Genomic DNA, 26,767 nt, shown 5'->3' on the forward strand with positions numbered 1-26,767 from the left:
GTTTTCGGCCGATGATCTCGGGTGTGGAGATCGTCCTTCCCTGCCTCGACGAGGCGGACGCGTTGCCGGCGGTGCTGGCCGAGCTGCCGGCGGACTGGCCGGTGCTCGTCGTCGACAACGGGTCGACCGACGGCACGGCCGCCGTCGCCGCCGCGCACGGCGCTCGGGTCGTCGTCGAGCCGCGGCGCGGCTACGGGGCCGCCGTCCACACCGGGCTGCTCGCGGCGCGGGCGGAACTGGTCGCCGTGCTCGACGGGGACGGCTCGCTCGATCCGGCGGTCCTGGGCCCGATGGCCGACGCGGTGCGTGCGGGAGGAGCCGACCTCGCCGTCGGCAGGCGCGTGCCCCGTCCGGGCGCGTGGCCGTGGCACGCCCGGGCGGGGAACGCGCTCATCGCGGCGTTGCTGCGCACGCGCGGCGTGCCGGTGCACGACATCGCGCCCATCCGGGTCGGCCGCAGGCAGGACCTGCTCGACCTCGGGGTCGCCGACCGCGCCTTCGGCTACCCGCTGGAGCTCCTGCTGCGCGCCGGTGCCGCCGGCTGGCGGCTGCACGAGGTGGACGTCACGTACCGGCCGCGGGCCGGTGGACGCTCCAAGGTGTCCGGGTCGGTGCGGGGCACGGCCCGCGCGGTCCGCGACATGGGCCGGCTGCTCGCCGCACCGAGGTTCTCGTGATCGCGGCCGCCGCGGTGATCGTCCTGGCCAAGTCGCCGGAGCCGGGCCGGGTCAAGACGCGGCTGTGCCCGCCGGCCACCCCGGCCGAGGCCGCCGACCTGGCAGCCGCCTCGCTCCTCGACACCATCGACGCGGCCGCCGGCGTGCCCGGTGCCGAGCCCGTCGTCGCGCTCACCGGTCGGCTCGCGGGGGCGGCGCGGCGCGCGGAGCTCACCGCGGCGCTGCGCGGCTGCCGGATCCTGTCCCAACGCGGGACCGACCTCGGTGCACGGATCGCCGCGGCCCACCTCGACACCGCCGCGCTCCTCGCCGGGCGCCCGACGCTGCAGGTGGGCATGGACACCCCGCAGGCCGGCTCCGAGTTGCTCGCGGCGTGCCTCGACCGCCTCCGTGCACCGGGCACGGACGGCGTGCTCGGCCCCGCCGCCGACGGCGGCTGGTGGGCCTTGGGCCTGCGCGATCCCGGCGCGGCGCGGCTCGTCGCCGGCGTCCCGACCTCGCGCGACGACACCGGGGAGCGCACGCTGCGGGCCCTGCGGGACGGCGGGCTGCGCGTCGGCCTGCTCCCCGAGCTGACCGACGTCGACACCGCCGCCGACGCCCGCACCGTGGCCGGGGCGGCACCGGACGGGCGGTTCGCCGCGGCGGTCGGGAGCTGCCCCGCGTTCGAGTTCGCCCGGTGACCACCGCCAGAGCCGAGCGGAGGCAATCGAACGCCGCCTTCGACGCCGCGTTGCGCGGCGTGCCCGCACGGCTGGTGCGCAGCGACGGGGCCGAGGTCGTGCTCGCGGTGCGGCGGTGGCACGCCGATGCCGCGGGCGACGACGGCTGGCTGCTCGACCGCTGCCGCGGCCCGGTCGTCGACCTGGGCTGCGGCCCGGGGCGGCTGGTGGTGGCGCTCACCCGCCGGGGCATCCCGGCGCTCGGGGTGGACGTGTCCGCGGCCGCGGTCGCGCGGTGCCGCGCCCGTGGCGTCGCCGTGCTGCGCCGCGACCTGTTCGCCGCACTTCCCGGCCGGTGGGACCACGTGCTGCTGGCCGACGGCAACATCGGCATCGGCGGCGACCCCGCCCGGCTCCTGCGCCGGGCCGCAGCCCTGCTGCGGCCCGGCGGAACCGTGCTGGTCGAGACCGACCCGGATCCGGCCGCCTGCTGGGCGGGGACGGCGCGGGTCCACACCTCGGAGGGCCCGGGCCGGCCGTTGCCGTGGGCCGTGGTGGGGGCGGATGCGTTGCGGGAGGTGGCGGCCGTCGCCGGGCTCGAGGCGCTCGCCTCCCACGCCGGCCCCCGCTGCTTCAGCGAACTGCGTCTCGCGGGCTGACCCGGGCGGGCACGTCCGCCGTCGGCAGCGTGATCTCGAACCGGCAGCCGGGCGCCTCGTTCCGCACGGTGATGCCCCCATGCTGGGCCTCCACCAGCGCCTTCGCGATGGTCAGGCCGAGCCCGGCACCGGAGGAGTCGTCCGGGGTGCGCGCATCCGTGCCCCGGTAACCGGGGTCGAAGATGCGGTCGAGGTCGGCCTCCGGGATGCCGCCGCAGGCGTCCTGAACGGCCAGCCACGCCTCGGCGCCGCGGGTCCCGGCCGAGATCGACACCGTCTCGCCGACGGGCGTGTGCCGGATCGCGTTGGAGAGCAGGTTGCGCAGCACGCGCACGAGGTCGGCGTCGCTGCCGAGCACGGTCGGCCAGCAGGCGGGGTTCGCGGCCGTGACGGCGACACCGGCCGCCGATGCCACCGCCGCCTCGGCGGCCACCGCGTCGGAGGCGATCTCGCCGAGCGCGAGCCGCTCGGCGGGCAGCCGCAGCGCGGCCGAGGTGGCCCGCGACAGCTGGAACAGGTCCTCGACCATCCCGGCCATCCGCACCGTCTCCCGCCGGATCCGCTGCAGGTACTCGGTCACGTCGCCGGGCCGGTGCACCACGCCGTCGAGCAGCGCGTCGGTCATGCCGCGGATGCCGGCGAGCGGTGAACGCAGGTCGTGCCCGATGCCCGCCACGAGCTCGCGCCGCGCGGCCTCGGCCTGCCGTTCGGCCTCGCGGGCCTCCCGCTGCCAGAGCGTCTCGCGGGCCACGCTGCGACCGAGCATCATGCCGGCCGGCACCGTGACCGCCGCGACCACCGCGACCACCGCGACCGTGCCCACCAGCTGCGGCGTGTACATGAAGCCGCTGGTGGCCACGACGCCGACGAGCGCGGCGAAGAGCGGCACGAGCACGAGCGCGGTCATCGTGGCCGTCATCGACCGGCGCCGCATGCGGTGCACGACCAGCCCGCCGACGAGCGCCACCGGGAGCGCGGAGAAGAGCGCGATCGGGGCGGCCTTGGCGAGCTCGACGAGGACGTTCATGCTGGGACCAGGGGGTCGTAGCGGTACCCGGTGCCCCAGATCGTGGCGATGCGCCGGGGCCGGGTGGGGTCGGTCTCTATCTTCTCGCGCAGCCGGCGCACGTGCACCGTGACCGTGGACTGGTCGCCGAACTCCCAGCCCCACACCTCGGCCAGGAGCTCCGCCCGGTTGTACGCCCGGCCGGGGTGGGCGAGCAGGTACGCGAGCAGGTCGAACTCGCGGGTGGTCAACGCGAGCTCCCGCTCGCCCAGCCAGGCGCGGCGGGCCGCCGGGTCGACCCGCAGCTCGCCGTCCACCAGGACCTCGGCCGGCGACTCCGGCGGGCGGGAGCGCCGCAGCACCGACCCGACGCGCAGCACGAGCTCGCGCGGGCTGAACGGCTTGGTCACGTAGTCGTCCGCGCCGAGCTCGAGCCCGAGCACGCGGTCGTCCTCCTCGCCCAGCGCCGTGAGCATCACGATCGGGAGGCGATCGTCCTCGGCGCGCAGCGCGCGGCAGACGTCCAGCCCGGTCATGCCGGGCAACATCAGGTCGAGCACCACGGCGTCCGGGGAGCGCTCCCGGGCCGCGCGCAGCCCCGTGGGGCCGTCCGCGGCGAGGTCGACCTGGTAACCGGCCTCGTCGAGGTAGCGCCCGACCACGTCGCGGACCGTCGCGTCATCGTCCACCACCAGCACACGAGCCGTCATGGGCCGAGCCTAGGGATCGCCGGAGCCGCAGAGCCTTACGAGTCGCTCACCGATCCGCTGATCCACGCCGCCGGCCGCGGCATCCGGCCTAACGTCCGCACCGTGCCACCCCCCACGCCCCGTTTCCGCAGCCCCTTGCGCGGACCATGGCTGACCTCGGTCTTCGCCGTCGTGCTGCTCGTCGGGATGCCGGTTCTACTCGTTACCGGGCTGCTCGACCGCATCGCCTACGGACCGAGCCAGGGCCTGCCCGGCGACGTCGGGCTCCTCCAGCTGCCACCGTTCGACTGGCCGACGCGGCCGTCCTGGCTCTTCCAGCTGACGCAGGGCGTGCACGTCGGGCTGGGGATCGTGCTGGTGCCGGTCGTGCTGGCCAAGCTCTGGTCGGTGATCCCGAAGCTCTTCGACTGGCCGCCGGTCCGTTCACCCGCGCAGGCGCTGGAGCGCGCGTCGTTGCTGCTGCTCGTGGGAAGCGTGCTGTTCGAGATCGTCACCGGGCTGCTCAACATCCAGTACGACTACGTCTTCGGGTTCAGCTTCTACACGGGCCACTACCTCGGGGCGTGGGTGTTCGTCGGGGCGTTCGTCGCGCACGTGTCGCTGAAGCTGGGCGCGATGGTGCGCGGCCTGCGCTCCCGCTCGCTGCGCCGGGAACTCGCCACCCCGCTCGCCCGCACGGTGCCCGAGCCGCCGGACGAGGCCGGCCTCGTCGCGCCCGACCCGGCGCCGCCCACGCTGAGCCGGCGCGGTGTGCTCGCCCTGGTCGGTGGCGGATCGGCGCTGCTCGCGGCGCTGTCGATCGGTCAGGTGCTGGACGGTCCGGCGCGGCAACTCGCGTTCCTGCTGCCCCGCGGGCGCACCACGGACGACGGGCCGAACGGGTTCCCGGTCAACCGCACCGCGGCGGCCGCAGGCGTCACCCCCGCCGCCGACTGGACGCTCGCGCTCGCCGGCGCGACCCCGCGGACGTTCTCCCGCGCCGATCTCGCGGCGCTGCCCCAGCACACCGCCCGGCTGCCGATCGCGTGCGTCGAGGGGTGGTCGACCGTGCAGACCTGGACCGGTGTGCGGCTGCGCGACCTCGCCGGGCTCGCCGGCGTGCCGCAGCCCGCGTCGGCGTTCGTCGCGTCGCTCGAGAACGGGCCGTTCGCGCAGGGAACGCTGACCGCGGGACAGGTGCTCGATCCCGACGCCCTGCTCGCGCTGCGGGTGAACGGCGTCGATCTCAGCCTCGACCACGGCTTCCCCGCCCGGATCATCGTGCCCGCGATGCCCGGTGTCCGCTGCACCAAGTGGGTGCGCTCCATCGAGTTCCGGGAGGCGTGATGCGCCGTTTCGTCGACCGCTACGGGGCCCGCCCCACCCACCTGCTGGTGCTGCTGGTGTGCTTCGCGATCGCCGCGTACGCCGCGTCGTTCCTGCTCGGCGACCCGGCCCTGCTGCGGGTGCTCGCGTGGTTCGTCGGCGCCGCCGTGGTGCACGACCTCGTGCTGTTCCCGCTGTACTCGGCGGCCGACCGGGTGCTCGCCCGGCTGCCCCGCCCCCGGGTGCCGGTGGTCAACCACGTGCGGGTGCCGGTGCTGGGCGCCGCGCTGACGTTCCTCGTCTTCCTGCCGGGGATCATCCGCCAGGGCGGGGTGACGCACCTCGCGGCCACGGGCCTCGACCAGCAGCCCTACCTGGGCCGGTGGCTGGTGCTGGTGGCCGCCATGGTCGGGCTGTCGTTGCTGATCTACCTCGTTCGGCTGGTCCGGGCCCGCAGGGTCACGCCGCGGTCGCGGTCTCGCGCAGCGGCTTGAGCGCCGCCGGCAACCCGCCTTACCGGGGCACTTGCTACCAGACGGTCAGCAGCAGGTGGTTGACCGCGAGCGCGAGGCAGGCCTGCGCCACGAGCCAGTACCGGGAGCGTGGGAGGAGCGCACACGGGACCACGAGCCACACGGCGAACGGCAGCCAGATCCGCTCGACCTCCCCCTTGCTCATGCCGGACACGTCCGCGATCAGGATCGCGGAGAGGCAGGCCCCGGCCAGGAGCGCGACGCCGGTCGGGAGGGACCGGGCGCGGTGCAGCGCGGCGACGACCGCGGGGCCGAGCGCGAACAGGAGCGCGGCCAGGTTGGCCCACACGAAGTAGGAGTACGGCCGCGTCTCCGCGATGCTGGCCGCGTAGATCACCTGCACGCGTTCGAACCCGGTGAACCACCAGAACCCGGCGGCGGTGAACGCGCCGACCACCCCGAGCGTCCCGGCCGCGGCGAGCGCCCCGGCCCGGACGTTCCGCGTGTACGCGAGCACCGCGAGGGCGGGCAGCCCGCCGAGCACCAGGCCGTACGACAGGTAGAGGCACCACCCGAGCAGGAGCCCGGCGGCCAGCGCGGCGAGGTCGGCCCGCGCTCCGCGCCCCACCGCGCCGACCGCCAGCAGGGCGACGCCCCACGCGAGCACGCCCGCGAACATCCCGTCCGCCGAGACCCCCACCCACACCGCACCGGGCAACAGCACGCCGAACGGCAGTGCGCGGCGCGCCACCTGCTCGGCGCCGAATGCCCGCACCGCCACGGCCACCGCCACCGGGGCGGACGCCCCGACGAGCATCACGAACAGCCCGGCCGGGCCACCACCGCCGAGCCCGATCCGGTCCAGCCAGACGAACGTCAACAGCGAACCGGGCGGGTGCGCGCCCACGTGCGTGGTCCAGAAGCCGGGCCGGTCGGTGAGGATGTGATCGGCGAACGTGCGCAGCATCGCCCCGACGTCGCTCACACGGGGCACGTCGTGCAGGTACTCCTGGCTGCTGGTCAGCCGCTCGACGACCCCGCGCTGCCACCCGTCCACGAGCGCGAGCGCCAGCGTCCACGCGAACGCGGCCGCGAACCCCGCGGCCAGCAGCGGGCGCCACGCCAGCCGCTCTGCGAGCCCCGGCCCGTTGGCCACGACCAGCACCGCGACGACCACGGCCACCGGCGTCCCCGGCCCGAGGTGCGGCAGCCACTCGGCGAGCAGGGGCGGGAACGGCAGGAAGATGTCGACCCCCGCCGCCAGCAGCACCCGGCCCACCACCGCCGCGGCCACGACGACCAGCGCCGCCGCGAGCACGCAGGCGAGATCGGTCCCGGAGATCCGCGAGGTCCTCGAGGTGGTGGCCGGCACCGGGGGACGCTATCCCGGGAACGCGGTGCGTTTTCCTTACGGCTCGCGAACGAGTCACCCCCTGCCAGGCGTGCCCCCCGCACTGCAGCCAGCCGGTAGCGAGGATGGCCGCGAGCCGTGACGACTTCGGCGCTCCGCCGCGTCATCCTGGTAACCGTGAACTCCGCCGCGGTGATCGGACCCGCACCAGGACAACGCGTCTGGCACCGGTCGGGCACCCGTGTCGGCTCCGCCTGGGTGCTCGTCGGTGACCTCCCCGACGACTCGGTCCTGCACGGCCCGCCCATCGACCGCGTGGTCGGGACGACGAGCCACCGCAGCAGGCGGAGGCGGTCGCCGGTGGCCGGCCGCCGCCGTCGGCGGTACGACCGGCTGAGCTGGCTCTGGACGATCCGCTGGTACCGGGCGCGGTGGGCGGCCCGTCGCGCGCTCCGGTCGCGCTGACGGCGCCCCTTCGTGCCCACCTGACCATCGAACGAACGGCACTTCCGTACTGCTCTATCGGACGGAGGTGCCGCTCGTACCGCCGGCCGGCTCGCGCAGCTTCGTCGCGAACGCCGCCGCCGCGGCGCGCGGGTCCTCCGCTTCCGTGATCGCGCGCACGACCACGATGCGCTCGGCGCCCGCCGCGAGCACCTCGTCGAGCCGGGCGTGGTCGATGCCACCGATCGCGAACCAGGGCCGGGACGGCGCCCGGCCGGCCACCGTGCGCACGAGGTCGAGGCCGGGGGCCGGGCGGCCGGGCTTCGTGGGGGTCGGCCAGCAGGGGCCGACGCAGAAGTAGTCCACGCCCGCTTCGCCGGCCGCGGTCGCCGTCTCGTCCGGGCTGTGCGACGAGCGCCCGACCACCACCTCGTCGCCCACCACCTCCCGGGCCCACCGGACGGGCAGGTCGTCCTGGCCGAGGTGCAGGACGTCGGCGCCGGAGGCGAGGGCGATGTCGGCGCGGTCGTTCACGGCGAGCAGCGCCCCGTGGCGGGCGCACGCCTCGGCGAGCACCTCCAGCGCCGCGAGCTCGTCGCGGGCCTCCAGCGGCCCGTCGGGACCCTTGTCCCGCAGCTGGATGATGTCGACGCCACCGGCGAGGGCCGCGTCGGCGAACTCCGCGAGATCGCCGGTACGGCGGCGGGCCCCGGTGCAGAGGTAGAGGCGGGCGTCGTCCAGTCGCTTGCGCACGGTGGCGCCGTCGAGGGCAGGCACGGTGGCCGACGCTACGCGCCGACTGCGGGTCGGGGGAGCCGCAGCGGAGCGGAGGCAATCGATACGGCGTAGGGTGAATCGAAGGTGACGCACGGGAGCCCGTACTGCGGGCTGAGAGGGGATCCAACAGATCCCGACCGTCGAACCTGATCCGGGTCATGCCGGCGCAGGGAGCGGAGATGATGTCGAACTCAGTCACGGTGATCGGGGCAGGCGTGATCGGCCTGTCGTGTGCCTGGCGCGCGGCCGAGGCCGGCGTGGCGGTCACGGTGCTGGATCCGGCACCGGCGTCCGGGGCGTCGTGGGTGGCGGGCGGCATGCTCGCGCCCGTCACGGAGGCGTGGCCGGGCGAGGAGGCGTTGCTGGAGCTCGGCGAAGCGGCGGTGCGGCGCTGGCCCGCGTTCGTCGCCGAGCTGGAGGCCGTGGCGGGGCGCCCCGCCGGGCTGCGGAGCGACGGCACGGTCGTCGCGGCCACCGGCTCCGGCGACCGCGCCGAGCTGGAGTCGCTGGCGAACTTCCTGAGTCGCCTCGGCCGCGACGTCGAGCGGCTCTCGGGCCGGGAGCTGCGGCGCCTCGAACCCGCGCTCGGGCCGGACGTGCGCGGCGGCCTGTCCGTGCCCGGCGACCTCGCCGTCGACAACCGCGTGCTGCTCACCGCCCTGCGCGCCGCCGCCGAGCGGGCCGGCGTCACGGTCGTGGAACGCCCCGCCCGGGCCGTCCTCGACGACGGCGAGCGGGTCACCGGCGTGCGCACGGACGGCGGTGACGTCGATGCCGGCGTCGTGCTCGTGGCCGCCGGCGCGCACTCGGCTTCCCTGCACCCGGCGCTCGACGGGCTGGTGCGCCCGGTCAAGGGCGAGATCCTGCGGATCGCGCACCGCGCGGGCGCGTTCCCGCCGCCGCGGCGCACGGTGCGCGCGCTCGTGGACGGCCGCCCCGTCTACGTCGTCCCCCGCGACGACGGCGGCCTCGTCATCGGGGCCACCCAGGCGGAGCTGGGCTTCGACACCGAGGTCACGGTCGGCGGGGTGCGCGACCTGCTGCGCGACGCCGAGCGGATCCTGCCGGGCATCGCCGAGTACGCGCTGCTGGAGAGCGCCGCGGCGCTGCGGCCCGGCAGCCCGGACAACCTGCCGCTGATCGGCGCGCTCGGCCCCGACGGCCTGCTCGTGGCCACCGGCCACCACCGCAACGGCATGCTGCTCGCGCCCGTCACCGCCGACGCCGTGCTGGCCCTGCTGCGCGGCGACCCCGTCCCCGACCCGGTGCGCGCCGCTGACCCCGCCCGGCACCGAGTGGCAAGGAGGTAGCACGTGCAGGTGTGGATCAACGGAGAGGAGCGCGAGCTCGCGGACGGCGCGTCCGTCCGCGACGCGCTCACCGTGCTCGGGGCTCCCGGGAACGGGATCGCGGTCGCGGTGGACGGTGAGGTCGTGCCGCGAGCCGACTGGCCGTCCGTCGCGCTCGCCGACGGGGCGCGCGTCGAGGTGCTGACGGCGGTGCAGGGAGGATGACCATGGACGAGTCGCTGCTGGTGGGGGACCGCAAGATCCCGTCCCGGCTGATCATGGGGACGGGCGGGGCCTCGAACCTGGAGATCCTCGAGCGCGCCCTGGTGGCCTCCGGCACCGCGCTCACCACCGTCGCGATGCGCCGGATCGACGCGGTCACCGGCACCGGCGTGATCGACCTGCTGCGGCGCCTCGGCATCGAGGTCCTGCCCAACACCGCGGGCTGCCGCACGGCCGCCGAGGCCGTCCTCACCGCCCGGCTCGCGCGGGAGGCGCTGGAGACCGACCTCGTCAAGCTCGAGGTGGTGGCCGACGAGCGCACCCTGCTGCCCGACCCGATCGAGCTGATCGACGCCGCCGAACAGCTGGTGGACGACGGGTTCACCGTGCTGCCCTACACCAACGACGACCCGGTGCTCGCGCGCAAGCTCGAAGCTGTCGGGTGCGCGGCGGTCATGCCGCTCGGCTCGCCGATCGGCACCGGTCTGGGCATCCGCAACCCGCACAACATCGAGATGATCGTCGAGCAGGCCGGCGTGCCGGTGGTGCTGGACGCCGGCATCGGTACGGCGTCCGAGGCCGCCCAGGCGATGGAGCTGGGGTGTGACGCGGTGCTGCTCGCCACCGCCGTCACGCGCGCGGGCGATCCGGAGCGGATGGCCCACGCGATGCGCCTCGCGGTGGACGCGGGCCGGGCGGCCCGCCTCGCAGGCCGCATCCCCCGCCGGTACTGGGCGCAGGCCTCGTCCCCCGCGCTCGACACCTGAGCCCGTCCCCCGTCCGACGAACGGCACTCTCGTCGCGTACGTGCCGACGGACGTGCCGTCCGTCGCGGCCCAGGGCACCCGAGTGGGTTCGGCGTGCCGACCGGATGCCACGACCCGGACGCGGGAACCTGCGCTCCGAGGGGGTGGTCGGATGGCTCGGCGACAGGGGTGGGCGCTCGTCCTCCTGGTGCTGCTCGTGAGCGGGTGCGGCGGGTCGACACCCGGGCACGTGGTGCCGTCGGCCGGTACGCCGGCCACCGCCGCGGACCCCACCGCCGCCACGCCGGCGCCGCAACCCACGCCGCAACCCACCCCGCAACCCACGCCGGCACCGGCACGCTCGGCCGAGCCGGACCGCGGGGAGCGGGTCGCGGTGCCCGTGTACTACGTCGCGGACACCCCGGCGGGCCCGCGGCTGCAGCGGGAGTTCCACTCCGTGGTCACGAGCGACCCGGCGAGCACCGCCGTGCGCGAGATGCTCGCGACGCCCACCGGCACCGACCCCGACTACCGCAGCCACTGGCCGCGCGGCACCACTCTGCGGGAGCCCGTCCACCGCGACGGCGGGGCCATCGTCGTCGACCTCGCCGGGATCGGGTCCGCGCAGGTGGGCGGGGAGCTCGCCGAGCTGACCGTGCAGCAGCTGGTGTACACGGTGCAGGGGGCGATGGGGTCGACGGACCCGGTCCGGGTCGTCGTGGACGGAGCGACCGAGTCCGACCTGTGGGGCGCCGTGAACACGTCCGTCCCCGTCCCCCGCGGCGACCCGTACTCGCTGCGCTCACTCGTGCAGATCGACTCGCCTGCCGACGGCACGCAGGTCGGCCGGCAGGTCGAGGTGCGCGGCGAGGCGGCGGTGTTCGAGGCCACCGTGCTCTGGGAGGTGCTGCGCGACGGTGCGACCGTCCGGAAGGGGTTCACGAGCACGGCGGAAGGCCAGCGGTTCGCGCCGTTCGCCTTCACCGTGGCCCTCGAACCCGGCGACTACACCGTGCGCATCCGCGAGACCGACCCGTCGGACGGAGAGGGTCGCCCGCCCCTGTCCGACGACAAGCGGATCACGGTGGCGGGCTGAGGCCAAAGTTCAGGAAAGCCACATTCCTGTCCTGCAGGTTCAGGAATGTGGCTTTCCTGAACCCCTACCGCCCTCAGTCCGGGGGCGTCCGCGGCGCCCGTAGGCCCAGGCTGCGCAGTTCAAGGGCCGCGAGGCCGTGCACCACGGTCCGCTCGTCCCGCCGCCACGCCGCCGCCGGGTCCGGCGAGACCTCCAGCAGCGAGCGCACCGGCCGGCGGGTGATGGCGCGCAGCGCGAGCAGGTCGGAGTCGACGGCGCGGGCCGTGACGGCGGAGCGCGCCAGCCGCGCGTATCGCAGCCGCAGCGGCAGCCAGAGGAACAGCACCGGCATCGCGCCGAGCAGCACGGTGGCGACGGTGGTCCCGAAGGCGACGCGGGCGATCGCCGCGATCTGTTCCTGTCCCGCGGCGACCAGCGAGTCACCGGCCCCGGTCCCGGTGCCCAGCGCCCGTGCGAGGTCCTCGCCGACGAACGGCACCGTCGAGGCGGTGCGCGCCGCGTTGTCGAACGCGCTGCGGACGGACTCGCCCGCTCCGGCCAGCGTCCGGGCCGGTCCTTGCAGCGCGAGCACGAAGTCGTGGACGATGCGCGCGACGAACACGGTGAGCCAGATCCACCCGACGGCCAGCAGGTCGGCCAGCAGTTGGAGGCAGGCCCGGCCCGGCCGCTCGGCGTAGAACCGCATGCGACCGGAGCGTACGGCTAGGGCCGAAGATCGTGACATTCCTTCGGGTCCCGCCGCTGGTTGGGGGTCAGGGCGGCCGCCTTCGGCGCTGGGGCTGCCGGGCCGGTTGACCAGGGCCTTCGCTGGCTGGCGCCGGTTGACGAGGGGCCTTCGGTGGCGCCGCGCATCGTGCGGGGCCGCCCCTCACGCGTCAAGGGCGCCTTCGGCGTCGCTTCGCGATCGCGGCGCGACCCTTGACCCGCGAGCCTCTGCGGCCCCTCTCGGGCAGCACGACACGGGCAGGCCACGGGCCTGCCCTTCGGGCGCGCGGTGCCACCGAAGGCGGTCCCGCCGACCCGATCGAGGCTTCGGTGCAAACCGGGCGGGTTTGCGCTGATCAAGGGCAGATGGTCGCTAGTTGATCTCTCGGGGCGACCATCTGCCCTTGGTCAACAAGCGGGAGCGCGTCGAGGCCACCATGATCGGCGCGAGATGCACCTCAGGGTCCTCGTGCGGGCGGTGGTGCGCTTCTCGGAATGATCTCCGCAGCTCACGCGCCCCGGAATCCGGACCGCGAGCACCAAACTTGACTCGATCACGCCGGGCTCTTCGGCCCTATCAAGCTAGGCGTCCTCGGCGTGCTGCGTGGCGGGATCCCAGGACAGCCCGGGCACACCCCAGCCGTTGCGCTTGAGCGCCTTCTTCGCGGCCCGCTGGTTGCGGCCCACGAGGCGGTCGACGTACAGCAGGCCGTCGAGGTGGTCGGTCTCGTGTTGGAGGCAGCGGGCGAGGAACCCCCGGCCCTCCACCTCCACCGGCTTGCCGTCGGCGTCGACACCCGTGACGCGCGCCCAGTCGGCGCGTCCGGTGGGGAACTGCTCGCCGGGCACCGAGAGGCAGCCCTCGTCGTCGTCCTCGGGGTCCGGCATGGATTCGGGCCGCTCGGACGTCTCGAGCACCGGGTTGACGACGACACCGCGCACGCGTGTCCGGGTCTCCTCGTCCGGGCAGTCGTAGACGAACAGCCGCAGGTCGACCCCGATCTGGTTCGCGGCGAGCCCGACCCCGTCGGCGGCGGCCATGGTCTCGAACATGTCCTCGACCAGCGTCTTCAGTGCGTCGTCGAACGTGTCGACGGGGCGGGTCGGCCGGTGCAGGACGGGATCGCCGATGATGCGGATGGGGCGGACGGGCACCATGCGACCTTACGTGGTCGCCGCGTCTCCCGATCGGGCAGCGCGTGCCTCCCCGGTTTCCGTCCGGTTCCCGTGGTTCAATGGCCGACGCGAATGACAGGCGTGTCATTCGCGCGAGCGAGGCCATCGAGGAGCGTGATGGAGTCGGCCACGGAACCCAGCGGGCGTGCTCCCGCCGGCCGCGCGGCAGGCGCACTGGACCGCAGGGAGCGCGAGATGCTCGCCTTCGAGGCCCAGTGGTGGAAGTACGCGGGTGCCAAGGAACAGGCGGTCCGTGAGCTCTTCGACATGTCCGCAACTCGCTACTACCAGGTGCTCAACGCCCTCATCGACAAGCCCGAGGCGATTGCCGTCGACCCACTGCTCGTGAAGCGGCTCCGCCGGTTGCGCGCCAGCCGGCAACGCACCCGTGCGGCGCGCCGCCTGGGAATCGAGCCGTGGTGACGGCAGCATGATCGACCACCGGTTCACCCCGGCGACCAGTCACTGACGGAACACCCACGCACTCGGAGGCCAGCGTGATCGAGCCCGCGACCGTCGTCGAGGTCCGGTCATGACCACGCCAGGTGGGGGTGGCGGTCCCTCCCCGTTGCGGCTCGGTGGACTCGGGCTGATCGGCGTCGCGGTGATCGCTGCGATCATCGGTCTGGCCAGCATGGCCACCAACGGCGGCCCGTCCACGGCGGTGTCCCCGTCGGCCGACGCGTCGAGGGCCACCACGCCGTCCGTCACGGTGCCACCGCCCGCGCTGCCACCGGCGGAGCCCGTACCGACCGACGCGGCCGGCGTGCCGATCCCGTCGTTCACCGAGCCGGCGCCCGGGGTGCCCGCGCCGGGCGCGGTTCCGCCCGGTGAGGCGGCGCCCGCGCCGGGGGCACCCGGAGCCGAGGCACCGCCCGGGGCGCCGGCCCCGGCTCCGCAGGCCGCACCGGAGCCCGGGGCACCGGCCCCGCAGGCCGCACCGGAGCCCGGAGCCCCGGCCCCGCAGGCCGCACCGGCACCGGGCGCTCCGGCACCCGATGCATCCGCGCCGGGTGGGCCTGCGCAGGAGCCCGCCCCGGCCCCCGGCCCGGCTCCGGAACCGCAGGCAGCGGCCCCGCCTCGGGCCCCATCGGCCGGGGGCAACGAGCCCAGGGCCGCGGCGCCCGCGCCGAGCGGCGGCGGCAGTGGCGCCCGCACCGGTGACACCGGCGACACGCGGGCCGGGCGGAGCGGCGGCGGAGGCGGAGGCGGAGGCTCGACCGTCGCGCACATCCCCCTGCGCGTCTACAACAACAGCACGATCAGCGGTCTGGCCACGCGCGCCGCGGAGGACTTCCGCAGCGCGGGCTGGCCGATCGACGAGATCGGCAACTACCCGCAGGGCGTCATCCCGACCACCACGGTCTACTACCGGCCGGGCACCGAGGAGGAGGCGGCCGCGAAGGCGCTGGCCGAGCGGTTCGGGATGCGGGCCAACCCCCGCTTCGAGGGGATCCAGCACGCCTCGCCGGGCATCATCGTGATCGTCACGAACGACTACGGGCAGCGCTGACGCCGTCGTCCCGGCGGTGCGGCAGGACTACGACCGGCGGCGGTCCGCGTAGGCCTGCAGCTCGGCGAGCTGCAGCGGGTCGAGCGACGGCGGCACCGCGGCCCGGGCCGCCGCGATGTGGGCGGCCGTCACCTCGGTCGCTTCCAGGGACTCCCGCATCGCCGTGAGCGCGGCCTCGCGCAGCACGGCGGCGCAGTCGGCGGCGGAGTAGCCGTCCAGCTCGGCGCCGAGCGCCCCGAGGTCGACGTCGGGAGCCAGCGGTGTGTGCCGGCCCGCCGCCCGCAGGATCTCGGTGCGGGCCGCGCCGTCCGGCGGCGGCACGTACACGAGCCGCTCCAGCCGGCCCGGGCGCAGCAGCGCGGGGTCGATCAGCTCGGGCCGGTTGGTGGCGCCGACCACGATGACGTCGCGCCGGGGCTCGGCGCCGTCGAGCTCGGTGAGCAGCGCGGCGACCACGCGGTCGGCCACCCCCGAGTCGGACGACTGCCCGCGGCGCGGCGCCAGCGCGTCCACCTCGTCGAGGAAGACGAGCGCCGGTGCGGCGTCGGCGGCCTTGCGGAAGAGCTCCCGGACCGCGCGCTCGGACTCGCCGACGTACTTGTCGAGGAGCTCGGCCCCCTTCACGGCGAAGACGTTGAGCTGCCCGGTGCCGGCGAGCGCGCGCAGCAGGAACGTCTTGCCGCACCCGGGCGGGCCGTAGACGAGCACGCCGCGCGGGGCGGCGACGCCGAGCCGGGCGAACGAGTCGGGGTACTGCAGCGGCCACAGCACCGACTCGGTGAGCGCCTGCTTGACCTCGGCCATGTCGCCGACCTGGTCGAGCGTGATGCCCCCGGTCTGCAGCGTGTCCGACGAGGACATCGAGATCGGGCGGACCGAGCCGACGGCGTCGAGCAGGTCCTCCTGCGTGATCCGCGGTTCGCCGTCTCCCGCGTGCCGCAATGCGGCCTGCACGGCCGCTTCCCGCCGCACCGCGACGAGGTCGGCGGCCACGAACCCGGGGGCCCGCTCGGCCACCGCCTTGAGATCCGCGTCGTCGGCGAGCGGGACGGCGGCCAGCAGGCGGCGCAGCAGCTCGGCGCGGGTGCGCAGGTCGGGAAGGGCGAGCCCGAGCTCGCGGTCGACGAGGTCGGGCGCCCGCAGCCGCGGATCGACCGACTCCGGCGCCGATGTGGTCGCGACGAGCGCGAGCCCCGGCGTGGCCAGCGCGGCACGGAGCGCGTCCAGCACGACCGTGGCGAGCGGCGGCGGGGACGTCGCCGGCAGCAGCGCCTCGACGTCGGTGAGGACGAGGACCGTGCGGTTGCCGGCACGGGCCTTGCCGATGGTCTCGTGCACCCGCTGGGACGCCGTGGCTGCTTCGAGCGCGGCCACGCCCGGTGCGGAGAGCTCGACCGTGGTGGCCGCGACGGCGGCGGCCGTGCTGCGTGCGAGCGTCAGCTTCCCGACGCCCTCCGGCCCGACGAGCAGCACCCCGAGGCGCGCGGCGCCGCCGAGGCGGGTGAGCAGTTCGGGGCGGTCGAGGGTGAGCTCGAGCCATTCCACCAGCTTCCGCGCGGCATCGGTGTGGCCGACGAGCTCCTCGACGGGCACGGCCGGCTCCGCCGGCGGGCTCGTCGAGGCGGCGCTCGCGGGTGCGGCGGCGCTCGCGGTGGGCCGGGGTGCCTGGGTGAGGGCCGCGCCGGTGGCTGCGCCGCCCTCCCAGCCCACCACGGTGCTCGGCCGCACCGCGACGGCGCCTGCCGGCTCGACGGACGCGACGGTGAGCAGCTCCGTCGTCCACGCGCTCCCCAGCGCTCCGGCGACCCGCTGCCGGGCGGCGGGTGCGTCCAGCCCCGGGGCCGGTTCGATGTCCTGGGGCAGCAGGGACACCGCGTCGCCGCCCGCCACGACCTTGCCCACCAGTGCCAGCCGGATCGTCTCCGGGGTGAGTGCGGCCCGGGCCAGCCGCGACCCGGTGAGCAGGACCCGCCGTGCGGGCTCCACGTTGGCCGGCGCCACGACGACGGCGGCGCCGTCGGAGAGCCCGGCGTTGGAGAGCGTCACGTCGTCGAGGGTGGCCTGGCCCGCCGGCCCGTCCGCGGGTGCGACGAGGGCGGTGGTCACCCGCGCCCCCGTCAGCGTCACCGCGCTCCAGGAGCGCAGGCCGAGCGCGTCGATGACCTCGGGGTGCAGCCGGACGACGCCGCGCCGCGCGTCCGCCGCCGAGGCGGCGAGCCGGGCGACCAGGGTGATGGAGGGAGCCACGCCGAAGACGCTATAGGGGAAGGGGAGCACGGTCCCGCACCCGGCCACCACCCTCGCTCACACACCAACCTCGGCGCTCGCACACCAACTGCAGTTCGTGTGTCGGCACCAAAGTTGGTGTGTGACCGGCTTCGGAACGCGGGGTCAGCGGCGGCGGGCGCGGCGGAGGCCCAGGCGGAGGCGGTTGCGCGCGGACTGGGCCGCGGGTCCGGGCGCCCGGCCGTTGCCGGGGCGGGCGGCCCGCTGCATGACGCCCGCCGGGTCGTCCCCGAACCGGCGGACGGCGCGGGCGACCGCGCTGGCCCGCCCGGCAACGCGGTGGCGCAGTGGCGACCGGAGCCCGAGCCGCTGGGCCGAGCGCGCCGCCCTCGCGATCGCCCGCCGCTCCCGGACCGGCACGCCCCAGGCCTCCGGGTGCTGGGTGAGCCAGCGGTGCCGGTGCACCGTGTAGGGGACCGAGCCGAGGTAGACGAGCGCGACGATGCCCAGCCCGAGGAACGGCACCGTGATGAGCACGGCCGCGGCGATGGCGACGAGCACGAGCAGCGGCGCGATGTAGTTCGGCGACACGCGCACGCTCTTGAACGACAGCGAGGGCAGCCGGCTCACCATGAGTGCCGCCACGACCAGCGCCCACCCGGCGACCAGCGGTGGTGCCGACCACCAGCCGGGCCCGAAGTGCAGCGTGGCGTAGAGCGGGATACCGGCCGACATCGCGGCCGCGGGGGCGGGCACACCGACGAAGAACTCCCCGGCGAACGGGAACTCGTCGACCTCGTCGAGGAGGGTGTTGAAGCGGGCGAGCCGCAGCATCATGCAGACGGCGAAGACGAGCGCGACGATCCAGCCGTACCGGCTGCCCTCCAGCGCCCAGATGTAGAGGACGAGCGCGGGGGCGACGCCGAAGGAGACGAGGTCGGCGAGCGAGTCGAGCTCGGCCCCGATCCGCGTGGTGGCGTCGAGGAGGCGGGCGAGCCTGCCGTCCAGTGCGTCGCACAGCGCCGCCGCCCCGACGGCCGCGACGCACAGCTCGAACCGCCCGCCGATCGCGAAGTACACCGCCGAGAGGCCGGAGCACAGCGCGAGGACGGTGACGGCGTTCGGCAGCAGCCGCACTCCGGCGCGATAGTTGGGGGCGGTCATCAGGTGCTCCTGGGGAGTTCGGCCAGCACCGTCTCGCCGCCGATCGTGCGCTGCCCCGGCGCGACCGTGACGCGCGACCCGGGCGGTAGGTAGACGTCGACGCGCGAGCCGAAGCGGATGAGCCCGAACGTCTCGCCCGCGGCGACCTCGTCGCCGGGTGCGATGTCGCAGACGATGCGGCGGGCCAGCAGCCCGGCGATCTGGACGACGCCGAGCCGGGTGCCGTCGGCCGTCTCGAACAGCACGGCGTTGCGCTCGTTGTCCTCGCTGGCCTTGTCGAGGTCGGCGGAGAGGAAGGTGCCCGGGCGGTAGGCGACGTCGAGGACGCGGCCGTCGACCGGCACCCGTTGCACGTGCACGTCGAGCACGGACAGGAACACGCTGATGCGGGGGGCCGGTTCGCGCGGGAGGTCCAGCTCGGCGGGCGGTACGACGTCGGAGACGGTGGCCACCGTGCCGTCGGCCGCAGCGAGCGCGACGCCGGTGAGCGGGGGACGCACCCGGCGGGGGTTGCGGAAGAACAACGCCGTGGCGGCCGTGGCGAGTACCCCGGCGACGCCGCCGCGACCGGTGGCGACCCGGACGACGGCGGCCGCGCCGGCGACGGCCGCGACGAGCGGGCGGCCCCCGGGGTGCATCGGCGGGACGGCGGCCCGGATCAGCCCGGCGACGTGCGGCAGGGACAGGCCCGGGGCCGGCCGGTCGGTCGCTGGTGGCGGCGGGTCGTGCATGGAAGCGGATCGGCTCCTCCGGCGTGGCGACCCGGTCGGGCCGCAGTGGCGGCGGTTACGGTACGCCAAGGAGGGCGGCTGCCCGCTGTTGTGGTCACGTAGTGCCACGTTTGGCCGGGGGACGGAAGGGCCGACGGAGGAGGCCCGGGGTGGGTGCACACAGTGATGACGTCGGAACGACCCGCGCATACGCAAAGGGCCGGGGCCGCCATCCCCCGAGACGACGACCCCGGCCGTGGAACCGCTCGTCCGCTCCCCAGCGACGGGCGGTAGGTCCAGTGCGATGTGGCCCGGTTACCCGCTCCACTCCGAAAGTATCCCCGAGCCCCCGTTCGATCGTCCAGGTCACAGGGTGAGGAACCCCGTGATGTGCACCGATCGGCCGAACGCTCACCAGTAAGACGCTCCGAGATCTCTGATCGTTGCCTGCTTTGATTGTGATCTCGACCACAATCTACTGGACCGGTCACCCATCGAGCAACCACGTCTCGACGCGCGCTCCCTCCGGCAGCTCGGTGACGTCCTCCGGAACGACGACGAAGCAGTCGGCCTGAGCGAGCGCGCCGAGCAGGTGCGACGCCGGTCCGCCGAGCTCCCGGACGGTGCCGGAGACCGCGTCGAGGACGCCGCGGCGGAACTGGCGGCGTCCCGGTGGGGAGCTCCAGCGCTCACCGAGCGTGGCGGTCACGACCGGACGGTCGGGTTGCGGATGCCCGAGCGCGGCGCGCAGCGCGGGCCGGACGAAGACCTCGAACGACACGTGCGAGCTCACCGGGTTTCCGGGCAGCGTCACGACGCCGATGTCACCCAGCTCGGCGACGCGACCGGCGCCCTGGGGGCCACCGGGCTGCATCGCGACCTTGACGAACTCGACGCCGCGGCCGGTGAAGGCGTCCTTCACCACCTCGTACGCACCGGCGCTCACGCCGCCCGAGGTGACGAGCAGGTCCACGGCGCCCCCGGCGATCCGCTCGCGCAGCCGCCCGAGGAACTGTTCGACGTCGTCGGGGACGAAGCGCAGCAGCTCCGCACTGCCACCGGCGTCCTCGACGGCGGCGGCGAGCATCGGGCCGTTCGACTCGTAGATCTGGCCGGGGTGCAGCGGCGTGCCGGGCGCCACCAGCTCCGACCCGGTGGAGAGGACGAGCACGCGGGGCTTGCGCCGGACGGGGAGGGTGGCGGAGCCGACCGCGGACGCCACACCGATCTGCGGTGCCGACAGCACGGTGCCGGCGCGGAGCACGACGTCGCCGACGCGCACGTCCTCGCCGGCGCGCCGGATGTGCTCGCCCGGGGCGGGTGCCGTCGAGAGTCGTACACGGCCGAGGCCGCCGTCGGTCCGCTCCACGGGCACCACGGCATCGGCGCCGGCCGGCACCGCCGCCCCGGTCATGATCCGGTGTGCCGAGCCGGGCAGCAGCGGGGGGACGTCGGTGCGGCCCGCCGGGATGTCCGCCTCGACGGGCAGCTCGACGGGGGCGTCCGCCACATCGGCGGCCCGCACGGCGTAGCCGTCCATCGCGGAGTTGTCGAAGGAGGGGAGCGCGACCCCGGCGATGACGTCGGCCGCGAGCACGCGCCCTCGTGCCTGCATGACCGGGACGTCCTCGGCGGGCATCGGGCCCAGTAGCGCGGCCACGACCGCACGGTGCTCGTCGACGTTTCTCGGGGAGCTCGTCACGGGGGCAATCCTGCCGGACGGCGCTGCTTCGTCCCGGACGAGAGGGTGGATCTGGGGTAGCGTCGGCGAGGTCAGATCAGCACGATGCGCAAGCGCAACATTGCAACATGGAGGTGCCGTGGCCCAGGGCACGGTCAAGTGGTTCAACGCGGAGAAGGGCTTCGGCTTCATCGCCACCGATGGCGGGCCGGACGTCTTCGTCCACTACAGCGCGATCCAGTCCGAGGGTTTCCGCACCCTGGACGAGGGCGACCGCGTCGAGTTCGAGACGACGGCGGGCCGCGACGGCCGTAGCCAGGCCGACGCCGTTCGTCGCCTCGGGTAGGCGACGCTCCAGCAGCGCGGGGGGGCCGGCGGCCGGCCGGTCCCCCCGACTCGTTCGTGCACCGCCGGTCGCCTTGCACTCGCATGCGGTGAGTGCTAGAACCGGGGCTGGCACTCGGCACGGTAGAGTGCCAATAGTCGGGCCGGTGAGATCGGCGCAGGGTTGTCGGTCGTCCGTCGCGGGCGCCGCGTTCGACACGAGACTTCAGGGTCATCCCAATCGGAGGACTACACCCCCATGGCGAAGCAGATCGCGTTCGACGAGGAGGCGCGCCGCGGGCTCGAGCGTGGCATGAACACCCTCGCCGACGCCGTCAAGGTGACGCTCGGCCCGCGTGGCCGCAACGTCGTGTTGGAGAAGAAGTGGGGCGCTCCCACCATCACGAATGATGGTGTGTCGATCGCCAAGGAGATCGAGCTCGAGGACCCGTGGGAGAAGATCGGGGCGGAGCTGGTCAAGGAGGTCGCGAAGAAGACCGACGACATCGCGGGTGACGGCACCACGACCGCCACCGTGCTCGCGCAGGCGCTGGTTCGTGAGGGGCTGCGCAATGTCGCGGCCGGTGCGAACCCGATGGGGTTGAAGCGGGGTATCGAGAAGGCCACCGAGGCGGTCTCGGAGGCGCTGCTCAAGAGCGCCAAGGAGGTCGAGACCAAGGAGCAGATCGCGGCCACGGCGTCGATCTCGGCTGCGGACTCGACGATCGGTGATCTGATCGCCGAGGCGATGGACAAGGTCGGCAAGGAAGGCGTGATCACGGTCGAGGAGTCCCAGACCTTCGGTCTGGAGCTCGAGCTGACCGAGGGCATGCGCTTCGACAAGGGCTACATCTCGCCCTACTTCGTCACCGACGCCGAGCGCATGGAGGCCGAGCTCGAGGACCCGTACGTCCTCCTCGTCTCCTCCAAGATCTCGACGGTCAAGGACCTGCTCCCGCTGCTGGAGAAGGTCATGCAGGGTGGCAAGCCGCTGGCGATCATCGCCGAGGACGTCGAGGGCGAGGCCCTGGCCACCCTGGTCGTCAACAAGATCCGCGGCACCTTCAAGTCCATCGCCGTCAAGGCCCCGGGCTTCGGTGACCGTCGTGAGGCGATGCTGGCCGACATGGCCATCCTCACCGGTGGTGAGGTCATCTCGGAGAAGGTCGGCCTCAAGCTGGAGAACGCCGACCTGGCCCTGCTCGGGCGCGCCCGCAAGGTCGTGGTCACCAAGGACGAGACCACGATCGTCGACGGTGCCGGCGATGCGGACCAGATCGCGGGGCGGGTCAACCAGATCCGTTCGGAGATCGACCGCACCGACTCCGACTACGACCGGGAGAAGCTGCAGGAGCGCCTGGCCAAGCTGGCCGGCGGGGTTGCGGTCATCAAGGCGGGTGCGGCCACCGAGGTGGAGCTCAAGGAGCGCAAGCACCGCATCGAGGACGCGGTGCGCAACGCCAAGGCCGCGGTCGAGGAGGGCATCGTCGCCGGTGGTGGCGTCGCGCTGATCCAGGCCGGTGCCGGGCTGTTCGAGGGCCTCGGGCTGGACGGTGACGAGGCCACCGGCGCGAACATCGTGAAGGTGGCGCTGGAGGCCCCGCTCAAGCAGATCGCGATCAACGCGGGTCTCGAGGGCGGTGTGGTGGCGGAGAAGGTCCGCGGCCTCAACGCCGGCGAGGGCCTGGACGCTGCGACGGGTGAGTACAAGGACCTGATCAAGGCCGGGATCATCGACCCGGCCAAGGTCACCCGCTCGGCGCTGCAGAACGCGGCGTCGATCGCGGCGCTGTTCCTGACCACCGAGGCCGTCATCGCCGACAAGCCGGAGAAGAACCCGGCCCCGGCCGGCGGTGACCCGACCGGCGGCATGGGCGGCATGGACTTCTGAGTCCAGCCACTCGCAGTACCGCACGTCCCGCAGGGGCGGCACCCGCACCGGGTGCCGCCCCTGCGGCGTTCCGACCGCGACCGCCACCCCTCGAGGACGGCCGCCGCCCGGTGGAGACGGCGAGGACGGTGGGGAGGCGACCCGGGAGGGCTCCCGGGCTCGGTCAGCCGTACCGGGCGGCGGTGGCGGCCGCGCGCTCGGCCAGCGCCACGCGCAGCGGCTGCGGGCTCACCACCTCCGCGTCGGGGCCCAGTGCCCAGGTCATGGCCAGCGCGTGGTCGAAGCCGCCGAAGTCGATCTCGACGAGCAGCCATCCGGGCTCGTCCGGGCGTTCGGAGTGCACCCGCCGTGCACGGGCGACCAACCTCGCGCGCACCGCCTCCCGCACCCGGACGACGGCGGCGAATTCCGGGAAGCCCGCCGAGAAGCGGGCGCGCCGCTCCTCCCACACCCGTTCCAGGTCGACGCCCGCAGGCCGGTCGGCCTGCTCCGGCAGCTCCTCGACCTCCTGCATCCGCGAGACGCGGTAGGTGCGGTCGGCTCCCTCGCGGGTGGCGAGCAGGTACCACTGGCCCCGAGCGCTCACGAGCCCGATCGGGTCGACCGTGCGCCACCTCGGCTCCGTGTCGCCCGCCGCGTACCGGATGCGCAGCCTGCGCCCGGCGAAGACGGCCTGCCGCACGACGCCGAGCAGCGCGCACTCGTCCTGGGCGTCCGCCCGCTGCTGGACCATGCCTTCGGGGCGCACCAGGATGCGGCCCGCCGCTTCCGTGGCGCTGTCGCGCTGCCGCTCCGGCAGTGCCGCCACGACCTTGCGCATCGCGGACGCGAGCGCCGGGGCCATCCCGGGGGCCGATGCCTTGGCCCGGGACCCGGCGACGACCAGGGCGAGCGCCTCCTCGGAGGTGAGCCCCGTGAGGTCCGTGCTGTAGCCGGGCAGGAGCGCGAAGCCGCCGTGCCGGCCGCGCTCGGCGTACACCGGCACGCCCGCGGTGGACAGCGCCTCCACGTCGCGCAGCACCGTGCGCGTGGAGACCTCGAGCTCGCGGGCCAGCTCCGTGGCCGACATCCGCCCACGGTGCTGCAGCAGCAGGACCAGCGACAGCAGGCGATCGGCGCGCACATGCCGAGAATGCCAGAGATACACGACAGCTGATGTCGTGAATCGACGGCAGGGTTACCGGCATGACGACCACCGAGACCACCGACCCCCGCCCCCGCTACGACGGCGCTCTCACCTGGGCGCTCGGCCTGGTGCGCGGCGTCCGACCCGATCAGCTCACCCTGCCCACCCCCTGCTCCGAGCTGGACGTGCGGGCGCTGCTCGCCCACCTCGTCGCCACCGTGCACCGCGCCGCCGCCGTCGGGAAGGGTGTCGACGCCACCACCGTGCCGTGGAGCGTGCCCCAGGTTCCGGGCGACGACTGGGGGAGCGCCTACGCGGAGGCGATCGACGCGGTGTGGGCGGTCTGGCGCGACGGCACCGACCGGCTCGACCGGCCCGTCCGCGCGCCGTTCGGTGAGGTGCCCGGGCGCGCCGCGCTGATGGCGTACACGTCGGAGACGCTCGTGCACGGCTGGGACCTCGCCGTCGCCACCGGGCAGGACGCCGAGGCCGACCCCGCCCTCGCCGCCCCCGTCCTCGCGGTGATGGAGCGGTTCCTGCCCGCGGATCCCCGCGGCGGGCACGTGCCGTTCGCGGCGCCCGTCCCGCCGAGGGCCGGGGCCGGACCGACGGAGCGCCTCGCCAACTGGTGCGGCCGCTCCTGCCCGTGACCACCGTCTCCCTTGACTCCGTGCACGGCGGCGATGAAGGTCGGAAAGCGCATGCCAGCGCCCGTGTGCGGAGGTGGACCGGGACGCGGACGGCCGACACCGCACCAGAGGAGTCCCATGCCCGACGGTACGAACCCCCACCGCGTCGCGATCGTCGGCGCGGGCGGCATCGCCGGGCACCGCCACGTGCCCGCCATCCGCGCCCAGGGCGACCGGGTCGAGGTGGTGGCGGTCGTCGACGTCGACGGCGATCGGGCCGCGGCGTTCGCCGCCGAGCACGGCGTCGCCCACCACCACACCGACCTCGACGCGATGCTCGCCGCCGACCGGCCGGACCTGGTGGTCGTCTGCACGCCCCCGATCGCGCACCGCGCCGGGGTGCGGGCGTGCCTGGAGGCGGGGGCCTGGGTGTGGTGCGAGAAGCCGCCGGTGCTCTCGCTCGCCGAGTACGACGAGCTCGCGGCGCTGGAGCGGGACGGCGGCCCGTACGCCGGGTACGTGTTCCAGCACCGCTTCGGTTCGGCCGCGCGGACGCTGCGGCGCCAGATCGCCGACGGCACGCTCGGTCGGCCGCTCGTCGGTGTCTGCCACACGCTCTGGTACCGCGACCACGCCTACTTCGAGGTGCCGTGGCGCGGGAAGTGGGCCACCGAGGGCGGCGGGCCGACGATGGGCCACGGCATCCACCAGATGGACCTGATGCTGTCGCTGCTCGGCGACTGGCGGGAGGTCCGCGCCATGATGGGCACCCTCGACCGGCGCGTCGAGACCGAGGACGTGTCGCTCGCGGCCGTGCAGTTCGAGTCGGGGGCGCTCGTCTCCGTCGTCAACAGCGTGCTGTCCCCGCGCGAGGAGAGCTACCTGCGCTTCGACTTCACCGACGCCACCGTCGAGGTCTCGCACCTCTACGGCTACGGCAACTCCGACTGGCGGTGGACGCCCCGCAAGGGCGTGGTCGACTCGGGCTGGCTGCCCACCGACGACGTCGACAGCTCGCACACCGCCCAGCTCACCCATTACCTCGACGCCATGGACCGGCGCGAGCGCCCACCGGCGAGCGGCGCGGACGGGCGCCGCGCCATGGAGCTGATCACGGGGCTGTACCAGTCGGCGATCACCGGCCGCCCGCTGCTGCGCTCCGAGCTGGCACCCGGCAACCCGTTCTACGACCGGCTCGCGGGTGCACCCGAGACCGCGGAGGCGGCCCGATGAACGCCCTGACCGTCACCCACGAGCACGGCCTGCGCATCGGCATCGCCGTCGGCTCCGTCGAGATCGCCGCCTACGTCTACGGCGAGGACATCCCCGCCTTCGAGTCGTCGAAGCCCTACCTGCACCCGATGCGGACGCTGTCCGGCGCGCTCGTCTCCGCCTACCGGCCGCACGACCACCGCTGGCACAAGGGCCTGCAGATGACGTGGTCGCACGTGTCGGGGCAGAACTTCTGGGGTGGCAACACCTACGTCCACGGGCAGGGCTACACGCCGAAGGACAACGTCGGCGCGATGCGGCACAACGCGTTCGACGTCGTCGACCTCACCGGGGACGAGCTCACGCTCGCGGAGCGGCTCACCTGGGTGGCCTCCACCGGGGAGGAGTGGGTGTCCGAGCACCGCAGGCTGCGCTTCCACGGCGTCGACCCCGGCCGCGGCACCTGGATGCTCGACTTCGCCACGGAACTGACCAACATCCGCGGCGAGGCCCTCGAACTGGGCAGCCCCACCACGCACGGCCGGGACAACGCCGGCTACACCGGGTTCTTCTGGCGCGGCCCGCGCGGCTTCACCGGCGGCGAGATCATCACGGCCGACGGCGGTGGCGGCCCGGAGACGATGGGCACCTCCGCGTCGCCGTGGCTGGCCTACACCGGCAGGAACGACGAGGTCGACGGCGGCGCCACGGTGCTGGCGTTCGCCGGCTCCACCAGCCGGGGCGAGAACACCTGGTTCGTGCGCAACGACCCGTTCCCGGCGATCAACCCGTCGCCCGCGTTCCACGAGGAGATCACGCTCGACGACGGCGACTCGCTCGCGCTGGAGCACCGGGTGGTCGTCGCCGACCGGATCTGGACGCGGGAGGAGATCGAGGCGTTCGCCGCGGAGCACGCGCCGTGACCGGCGTGCCCGAGCTCCCGGGCGCCGTCGGCATCACGGCGCTGCGGGTCTACGACTGGGAGGCCGCCGA

General features: G+C 74.6%; 28 protein-coding genes and 1 riboswitch. Of the genes, 17 read left to right on the forward strand and 11 right to left on the reverse strand.

Annotated elements, in window-relative coordinates:
• The first annotated feature begins 23 nt into the window (after positions 1–23).
• Genes ACU436_RS31915 through ACU436_RS31925 form a run of 3 tightly spaced genes read left to right on the forward strand, consistent with a single transcriptional unit; the run spans position 24 to position 1,998 of the window.
• On the forward strand, positions 24–677 hold the full coding sequence (locus tag ACU436_RS31915) for a glycosyltransferase family 2 protein (RefSeq protein WP_459030737.1): 654 nt from the start codon (positions 24–26) through the stop codon (positions 675–677).
• The gene (locus ACU436_RS31920; RefSeq protein WP_459030738.1) at positions 674–1,360 is read left to right on the forward strand and encodes a TIGR04282 family arsenosugar biosynthesis glycosyltransferase; all 687 of its coding nucleotides are present in this window, start codon (positions 674–676) and stop codon (positions 1,358–1,360) included. The genes ACU436_RS31915 and ACU436_RS31920 overlap by 4 nt, the downstream gene beginning before the upstream one ends.
• Positions 1,357–1,998, forward strand: a complete 642-nt coding sequence (locus ACU436_RS31925; protein ID WP_459030739.1) for a methyltransferase domain-containing protein — start codon at positions 1,357–1,359, stop codon at positions 1,996–1,998. Before ACU436_RS31920 ends, ACU436_RS31925 begins: the two co-directional genes overlap by 4 nt.
• On the opposite strand, the gene ACU436_RS31930 is transcribed toward ACU436_RS31925, so the two are convergent.
• Both ACU436_RS31930 and ACU436_RS31935 read right to left on the reverse strand, forming a co-directional pair.
• A complete protein-coding gene (locus tag ACU436_RS31930; RefSeq protein WP_459030740.1) occupies positions 1,973–3,025 on the reverse strand; it encodes a sensor histidine kinase in 1,053 nt (350 codons plus the stop codon). The genes ACU436_RS31925 and ACU436_RS31930 overlap by 26 nt on opposite strands.
• Entirely contained in the window at positions 3,022–3,714 is a 693-nt protein-coding gene (locus ACU436_RS31935; protein WP_459030741.1) for a response regulator transcription factor, read from the reverse strand. The genes ACU436_RS31930 and ACU436_RS31935 overlap by 4 nt, the downstream gene beginning before the upstream one ends.
• A gap of 102 nt (positions 3,715–3,816) precedes the next feature.
• Here ACU436_RS31935 and ACU436_RS31940 point away from each other — a divergent pair, with 102 nt between their 5' ends.
• Positions 3,817–5,040, forward strand: coding sequence for a molybdopterin-dependent oxidoreductase (locus ACU436_RS31940; protein ID WP_459030742.1), 1,224 nt, complete (start codon positions 3,817–3,819; stop codon positions 5,038–5,040).
• Positions 5,040–5,513, forward strand: coding sequence for a hypothetical protein (locus tag ACU436_RS31945; protein WP_459030743.1), 474 nt, complete (start codon positions 5,040–5,042; stop codon positions 5,511–5,513). Before ACU436_RS31940 ends, ACU436_RS31945 begins: the two co-directional genes overlap by 1 nt.
• Before the next feature lie 34 nt (positions 5,514–5,547).
• On the opposite strand, the gene ACU436_RS31950 is transcribed toward ACU436_RS31945, so the two are convergent.
• Entirely contained in the window at positions 5,548–6,864 is a 1,317-nt protein-coding gene (locus ACU436_RS31950; protein WP_459030744.1) for a hypothetical protein, read from the reverse strand.
• A 156-nt stretch (positions 6,865–7,020) separates the two neighbouring features.
• On the opposite strand from ACU436_RS31950, the gene ACU436_RS31955 reads away from it, so the two are divergent.
• Entirely contained in the window at positions 7,021–7,308 is a 288-nt protein-coding gene (locus tag ACU436_RS31955) for a hypothetical protein (RefSeq protein ID WP_459030746.1), read from the forward strand.
• Positions 7,309–7,362: 54 nt separating this feature from the next.
• On the opposite strand, the gene thiE is transcribed toward ACU436_RS31955, so the two are convergent.
• Entirely contained in the window at positions 7,363–8,064 is a 702-nt protein-coding gene (gene thiE, locus ACU436_RS31960) for a thiamine phosphate synthase (protein WP_459030747.1), read from the reverse strand.
• Positions 8,065–8,145: 81 nt separating this feature from the next.
• Positions 8,146–8,254, forward strand: a riboswitch (TPP riboswitch).
• Between thiE and thiO the strand changes: the two genes are divergently transcribed.
• The 4 genes from thiO (at position 8,244) to ACU436_RS31980 (ending at position 11,417) form a co-directional block, all read left to right on the forward strand.
• Positions 8,244–9,374 carry a glycine oxidase ThiO gene (gene thiO, locus ACU436_RS31965; RefSeq protein ID WP_459030748.1) on the forward strand — a complete coding sequence of 377 codons (1,131 nt, stop codon included), beginning with the start codon at positions 8,244–8,246 and terminating at the stop codon, positions 9,372–9,374. It overlaps the preceding riboswitch by 11 nt.
• A 3-nt stretch (positions 9,375–9,377) precedes the next feature.
• Complete coding sequence (gene thiS, locus ACU436_RS31970; RefSeq protein ID WP_459030749.1) at positions 9,378–9,578, forward strand: sulfur carrier protein ThiS; 201 nt, start codon at positions 9,378–9,380, stop codon at positions 9,576–9,578.
• Complete coding sequence (gene thiG / locus ACU436_RS31975; RefSeq protein WP_459030750.1) at positions 9,575–10,342, forward strand: thiazole synthase; 768 nt, start codon at positions 9,575–9,577, stop codon at positions 10,340–10,342. The genes thiS and thiG overlap by 4 nt, the downstream gene beginning before the upstream one ends.
• Positions 10,343–10,493: 151 nt before the next feature.
• Positions 10,494–11,417, forward strand: a complete 924-nt coding sequence (locus ACU436_RS31980) for a Gmad2 immunoglobulin-like domain-containing protein (RefSeq protein WP_459030751.1) — start codon at positions 10,494–10,496, stop codon at positions 11,415–11,417.
• 73 nt (positions 11,418–11,490) lie between these two features.
• Here the strand turns inward: ACU436_RS31980 and ACU436_RS31985 are convergent, their stop codons facing one another.
• Both ACU436_RS31985 and ACU436_RS31990 read right to left on the reverse strand, forming a co-directional pair.
• Positions 11,491–12,102: a hypothetical protein gene (locus tag ACU436_RS31985; RefSeq protein ID WP_459030752.1), complete on the reverse strand. Its 612-nt coding sequence runs from the start codon at positions 12,100–12,102 to the stop codon at positions 11,491–11,493.
• A 602-nt stretch (positions 12,103–12,704) separates the two neighbouring features.
• Entirely contained in the window at positions 12,705–13,277 is a 573-nt protein-coding gene (locus ACU436_RS31990; protein WP_459030753.1) for a peptide deformylase, read from the reverse strand.
• A gap of 138 nt (positions 13,278–13,415) precedes the next feature.
• On the opposite strand from ACU436_RS31990, the gene ACU436_RS31995 reads away from it, so the two are divergent.
• Together ACU436_RS31995 and ACU436_RS32000 are read left to right on the forward strand one after the other, a co-directional pair.
• Positions 13,416–13,721 (forward strand): DUF3263 domain-containing protein, encoded by a 306-nt coding sequence (locus ACU436_RS31995; protein WP_459030754.1) that lies wholly within the window; start codon positions 13,416–13,418, stop codon positions 13,719–13,721.
• A 109-nt stretch (positions 13,722–13,830) separates the two neighbouring features.
• A complete protein-coding gene (locus ACU436_RS32000; RefSeq protein WP_459030755.1) occupies positions 13,831–14,811 on the forward strand; it encodes a LytR C-terminal domain-containing protein in 981 nt (326 codons plus the stop codon).
• Positions 14,812–14,838: 27 nt separating this feature from the next.
• Here ACU436_RS32000 and ACU436_RS32005 read toward each other — a convergent pair whose 3' ends face one another.
• From ACU436_RS32005 to moeA, 4 genes are all read right to left on the reverse strand, one after another.
• On the reverse strand, positions 14,839–17,058 hold the full coding sequence (locus ACU436_RS32005; protein ID WP_459030756.1) for an AAA family ATPase: 2,220 nt from the start codon (positions 17,056–17,058) through the stop codon (positions 14,839–14,841).
• Positions 17,059–17,202: 144 nt separating this feature from the next.
• Complete coding sequence (locus tag ACU436_RS32010; RefSeq protein WP_459030757.1) at positions 17,203–18,201, reverse strand: CDP-alcohol phosphatidyltransferase family protein; 999 nt, start codon at positions 18,199–18,201, stop codon at positions 17,203–17,205.
• Entirely contained in the window at positions 18,201–18,932 is a 732-nt protein-coding gene (locus tag ACU436_RS32015) for a phosphatidylserine decarboxylase (RefSeq protein WP_459030758.1), read from the reverse strand. The genes ACU436_RS32010 and ACU436_RS32015 overlap by 1 nt, the downstream gene beginning before the upstream one ends.
• A gap of 466 nt (positions 18,933–19,398) precedes the next feature.
• Positions 19,399–20,622, reverse strand: a complete 1,224-nt coding sequence (gene moeA / locus ACU436_RS32020) for a molybdopterin molybdotransferase MoeA (RefSeq protein WP_459030900.1) — start codon at positions 20,620–20,622, stop codon at positions 19,399–19,401.
• A 109-nt stretch (positions 20,623–20,731) separates the two neighbouring features.
• Between moeA and ACU436_RS32025 the strand changes: the two genes are divergently transcribed.
• Together ACU436_RS32025 and groL are read left to right on the forward strand one after the other, a co-directional pair.
• A complete protein-coding gene (locus ACU436_RS32025; protein ID WP_459030759.1) occupies positions 20,732–20,938 on the forward strand; it encodes a cold-shock protein in 207 nt (68 codons plus the stop codon).
• Positions 20,939–21,175: 237 nt separating this feature from the next.
• Positions 21,176–22,807 (forward strand): chaperonin GroEL, encoded by a 1,632-nt coding sequence (groL, locus tag ACU436_RS32030; RefSeq protein WP_459030760.1) that lies wholly within the window; start codon positions 21,176–21,178, stop codon positions 22,805–22,807.
• Between the two features lie 163 nt (positions 22,808–22,970).
• On the opposite strand, the gene ACU436_RS32035 is transcribed toward groL, so the two are convergent.
• Positions 22,971–23,930, reverse strand: a complete 960-nt coding sequence (locus ACU436_RS32035; RefSeq protein ID WP_459030761.1) for a helix-turn-helix transcriptional regulator — start codon at positions 23,928–23,930, stop codon at positions 22,971–22,973.
• Between the two features lie 62 nt (positions 23,931–23,992).
• Here ACU436_RS32035 and ACU436_RS32040 point away from each other — a divergent pair, with 62 nt between their 5' ends.
• The 3 genes from ACU436_RS32040 (at position 23,993) to ACU436_RS32050 (ending at position 26,697) form a co-directional block, all read left to right on the forward strand.
• Positions 23,993–24,583 carry a TIGR03086 family metal-binding protein gene (locus ACU436_RS32040; protein WP_459030762.1) on the forward strand — a complete coding sequence of 197 codons (591 nt, stop codon included), beginning with the start codon at positions 23,993–23,995 and terminating at the stop codon, positions 24,581–24,583.
• Positions 24,584–24,700: 117 nt separating this feature from the next.
• Positions 24,701–25,795: a Gfo/Idh/MocA family protein gene (locus ACU436_RS32045; RefSeq protein WP_459030763.1), complete on the forward strand. Its 1,095-nt coding sequence runs from the start codon at positions 24,701–24,703 to the stop codon at positions 25,793–25,795.
• A complete protein-coding gene (locus ACU436_RS32050; RefSeq protein ID WP_459030764.1) occupies positions 25,792–26,697 on the forward strand; it encodes a DUF6807 domain-containing protein in 906 nt (301 codons plus the stop codon). Before ACU436_RS32045 ends, ACU436_RS32050 begins: the two co-directional genes overlap by 4 nt.
• The last annotated feature ends 70 nt before the right edge of the window (positions 26,698–26,767 follow it).

The sequence above is a fragment of the Pseudonocardia wallangbongensis genome (genome assembly GCF_054486945.1).

Coding starts and splice junctions, on each gene's coding strand:
- ACU436_RS31930 (WP_459030740.1), bottom strand. CDS start 3,025: ATGAACGTCCTCGTCGAGCTCGCCAAGGCCGCCCCGATCGCGCTCTTC.
- ACU436_RS31935 (WP_459030741.1), bottom strand. CDS start 3,714: ATGACGGCTCGTGTGCTGGTGGTGGACGATGACGCGACGGTCCGCGAC.
- ACU436_RS31945 (WP_459030743.1), top strand. CDS start 5,040: ATGCGCCGTTTCGTCGACCGCTACGGGGCCCGCCCCACCCACCTGCTG.
- thiO (WP_459030748.1), top strand. CDS start 8,244: ATGATGTCGAACTCAGTCACGGTGATCGGGGCAGGCGTGATCGGCCTG.
- thiG (WP_459030750.1), top strand. CDS start 9,575: ATGACCATGGACGAGTCGCTGCTGGTGGGGGACCGCAAGATCCCGTCC.
- ACU436_RS31980 (WP_459030751.1), top strand. CDS start 10,494: ATGGCTCGGCGACAGGGGTGGGCGCTCGTCCTCCTGGTGCTGCTCGTG.
- ACU436_RS31985 (WP_459030752.1), bottom strand. CDS start 12,102: ATGCGGTTCTACGCCGAGCGGCCGGGCCGGGCCTGCCTCCAACTGCTG.
- ACU436_RS31995 (WP_459030754.1), top strand. CDS start 13,416: ATGGAGTCGGCCACGGAACCCAGCGGGCGTGCTCCCGCCGGCCGCGCG.
- ACU436_RS32000 (WP_459030755.1), top strand. CDS start 13,831: ATGACCACGCCAGGTGGGGGTGGCGGTCCCTCCCCGTTGCGGCTCGGT.
- ACU436_RS32010 (WP_459030757.1), bottom strand. CDS start 18,201: ATGACCGCCCCCAACTATCGCGCCGGAGTGCGGCTGCTGCCGAACGCC.
- ACU436_RS32015 (WP_459030758.1), bottom strand. CDS start 18,932: ATGCACGACCCGCCGCCACCAGCGACCGACCGGCCGGCCCCGGGCCTG.
- groL (WP_459030760.1), top strand. CDS start 21,176: ATGGCGAAGCAGATCGCGTTCGACGAGGAGGCGCGCCGCGGGCTCGAG.
- ACU436_RS32040 (WP_459030762.1), top strand. CDS start 23,993: ATGACGACCACCGAGACCACCGACCCCCGCCCCCGCTACGACGGCGCT.
- ACU436_RS32045 (WP_459030763.1), top strand. CDS start 24,701: ATGCCCGACGGTACGAACCCCCACCGCGTCGCGATCGTCGGCGCGGGC.
- ACU436_RS32050 (WP_459030764.1), top strand. CDS start 25,792: ATGAACGCCCTGACCGTCACCCACGAGCACGGCCTGCGCATCGGCATC.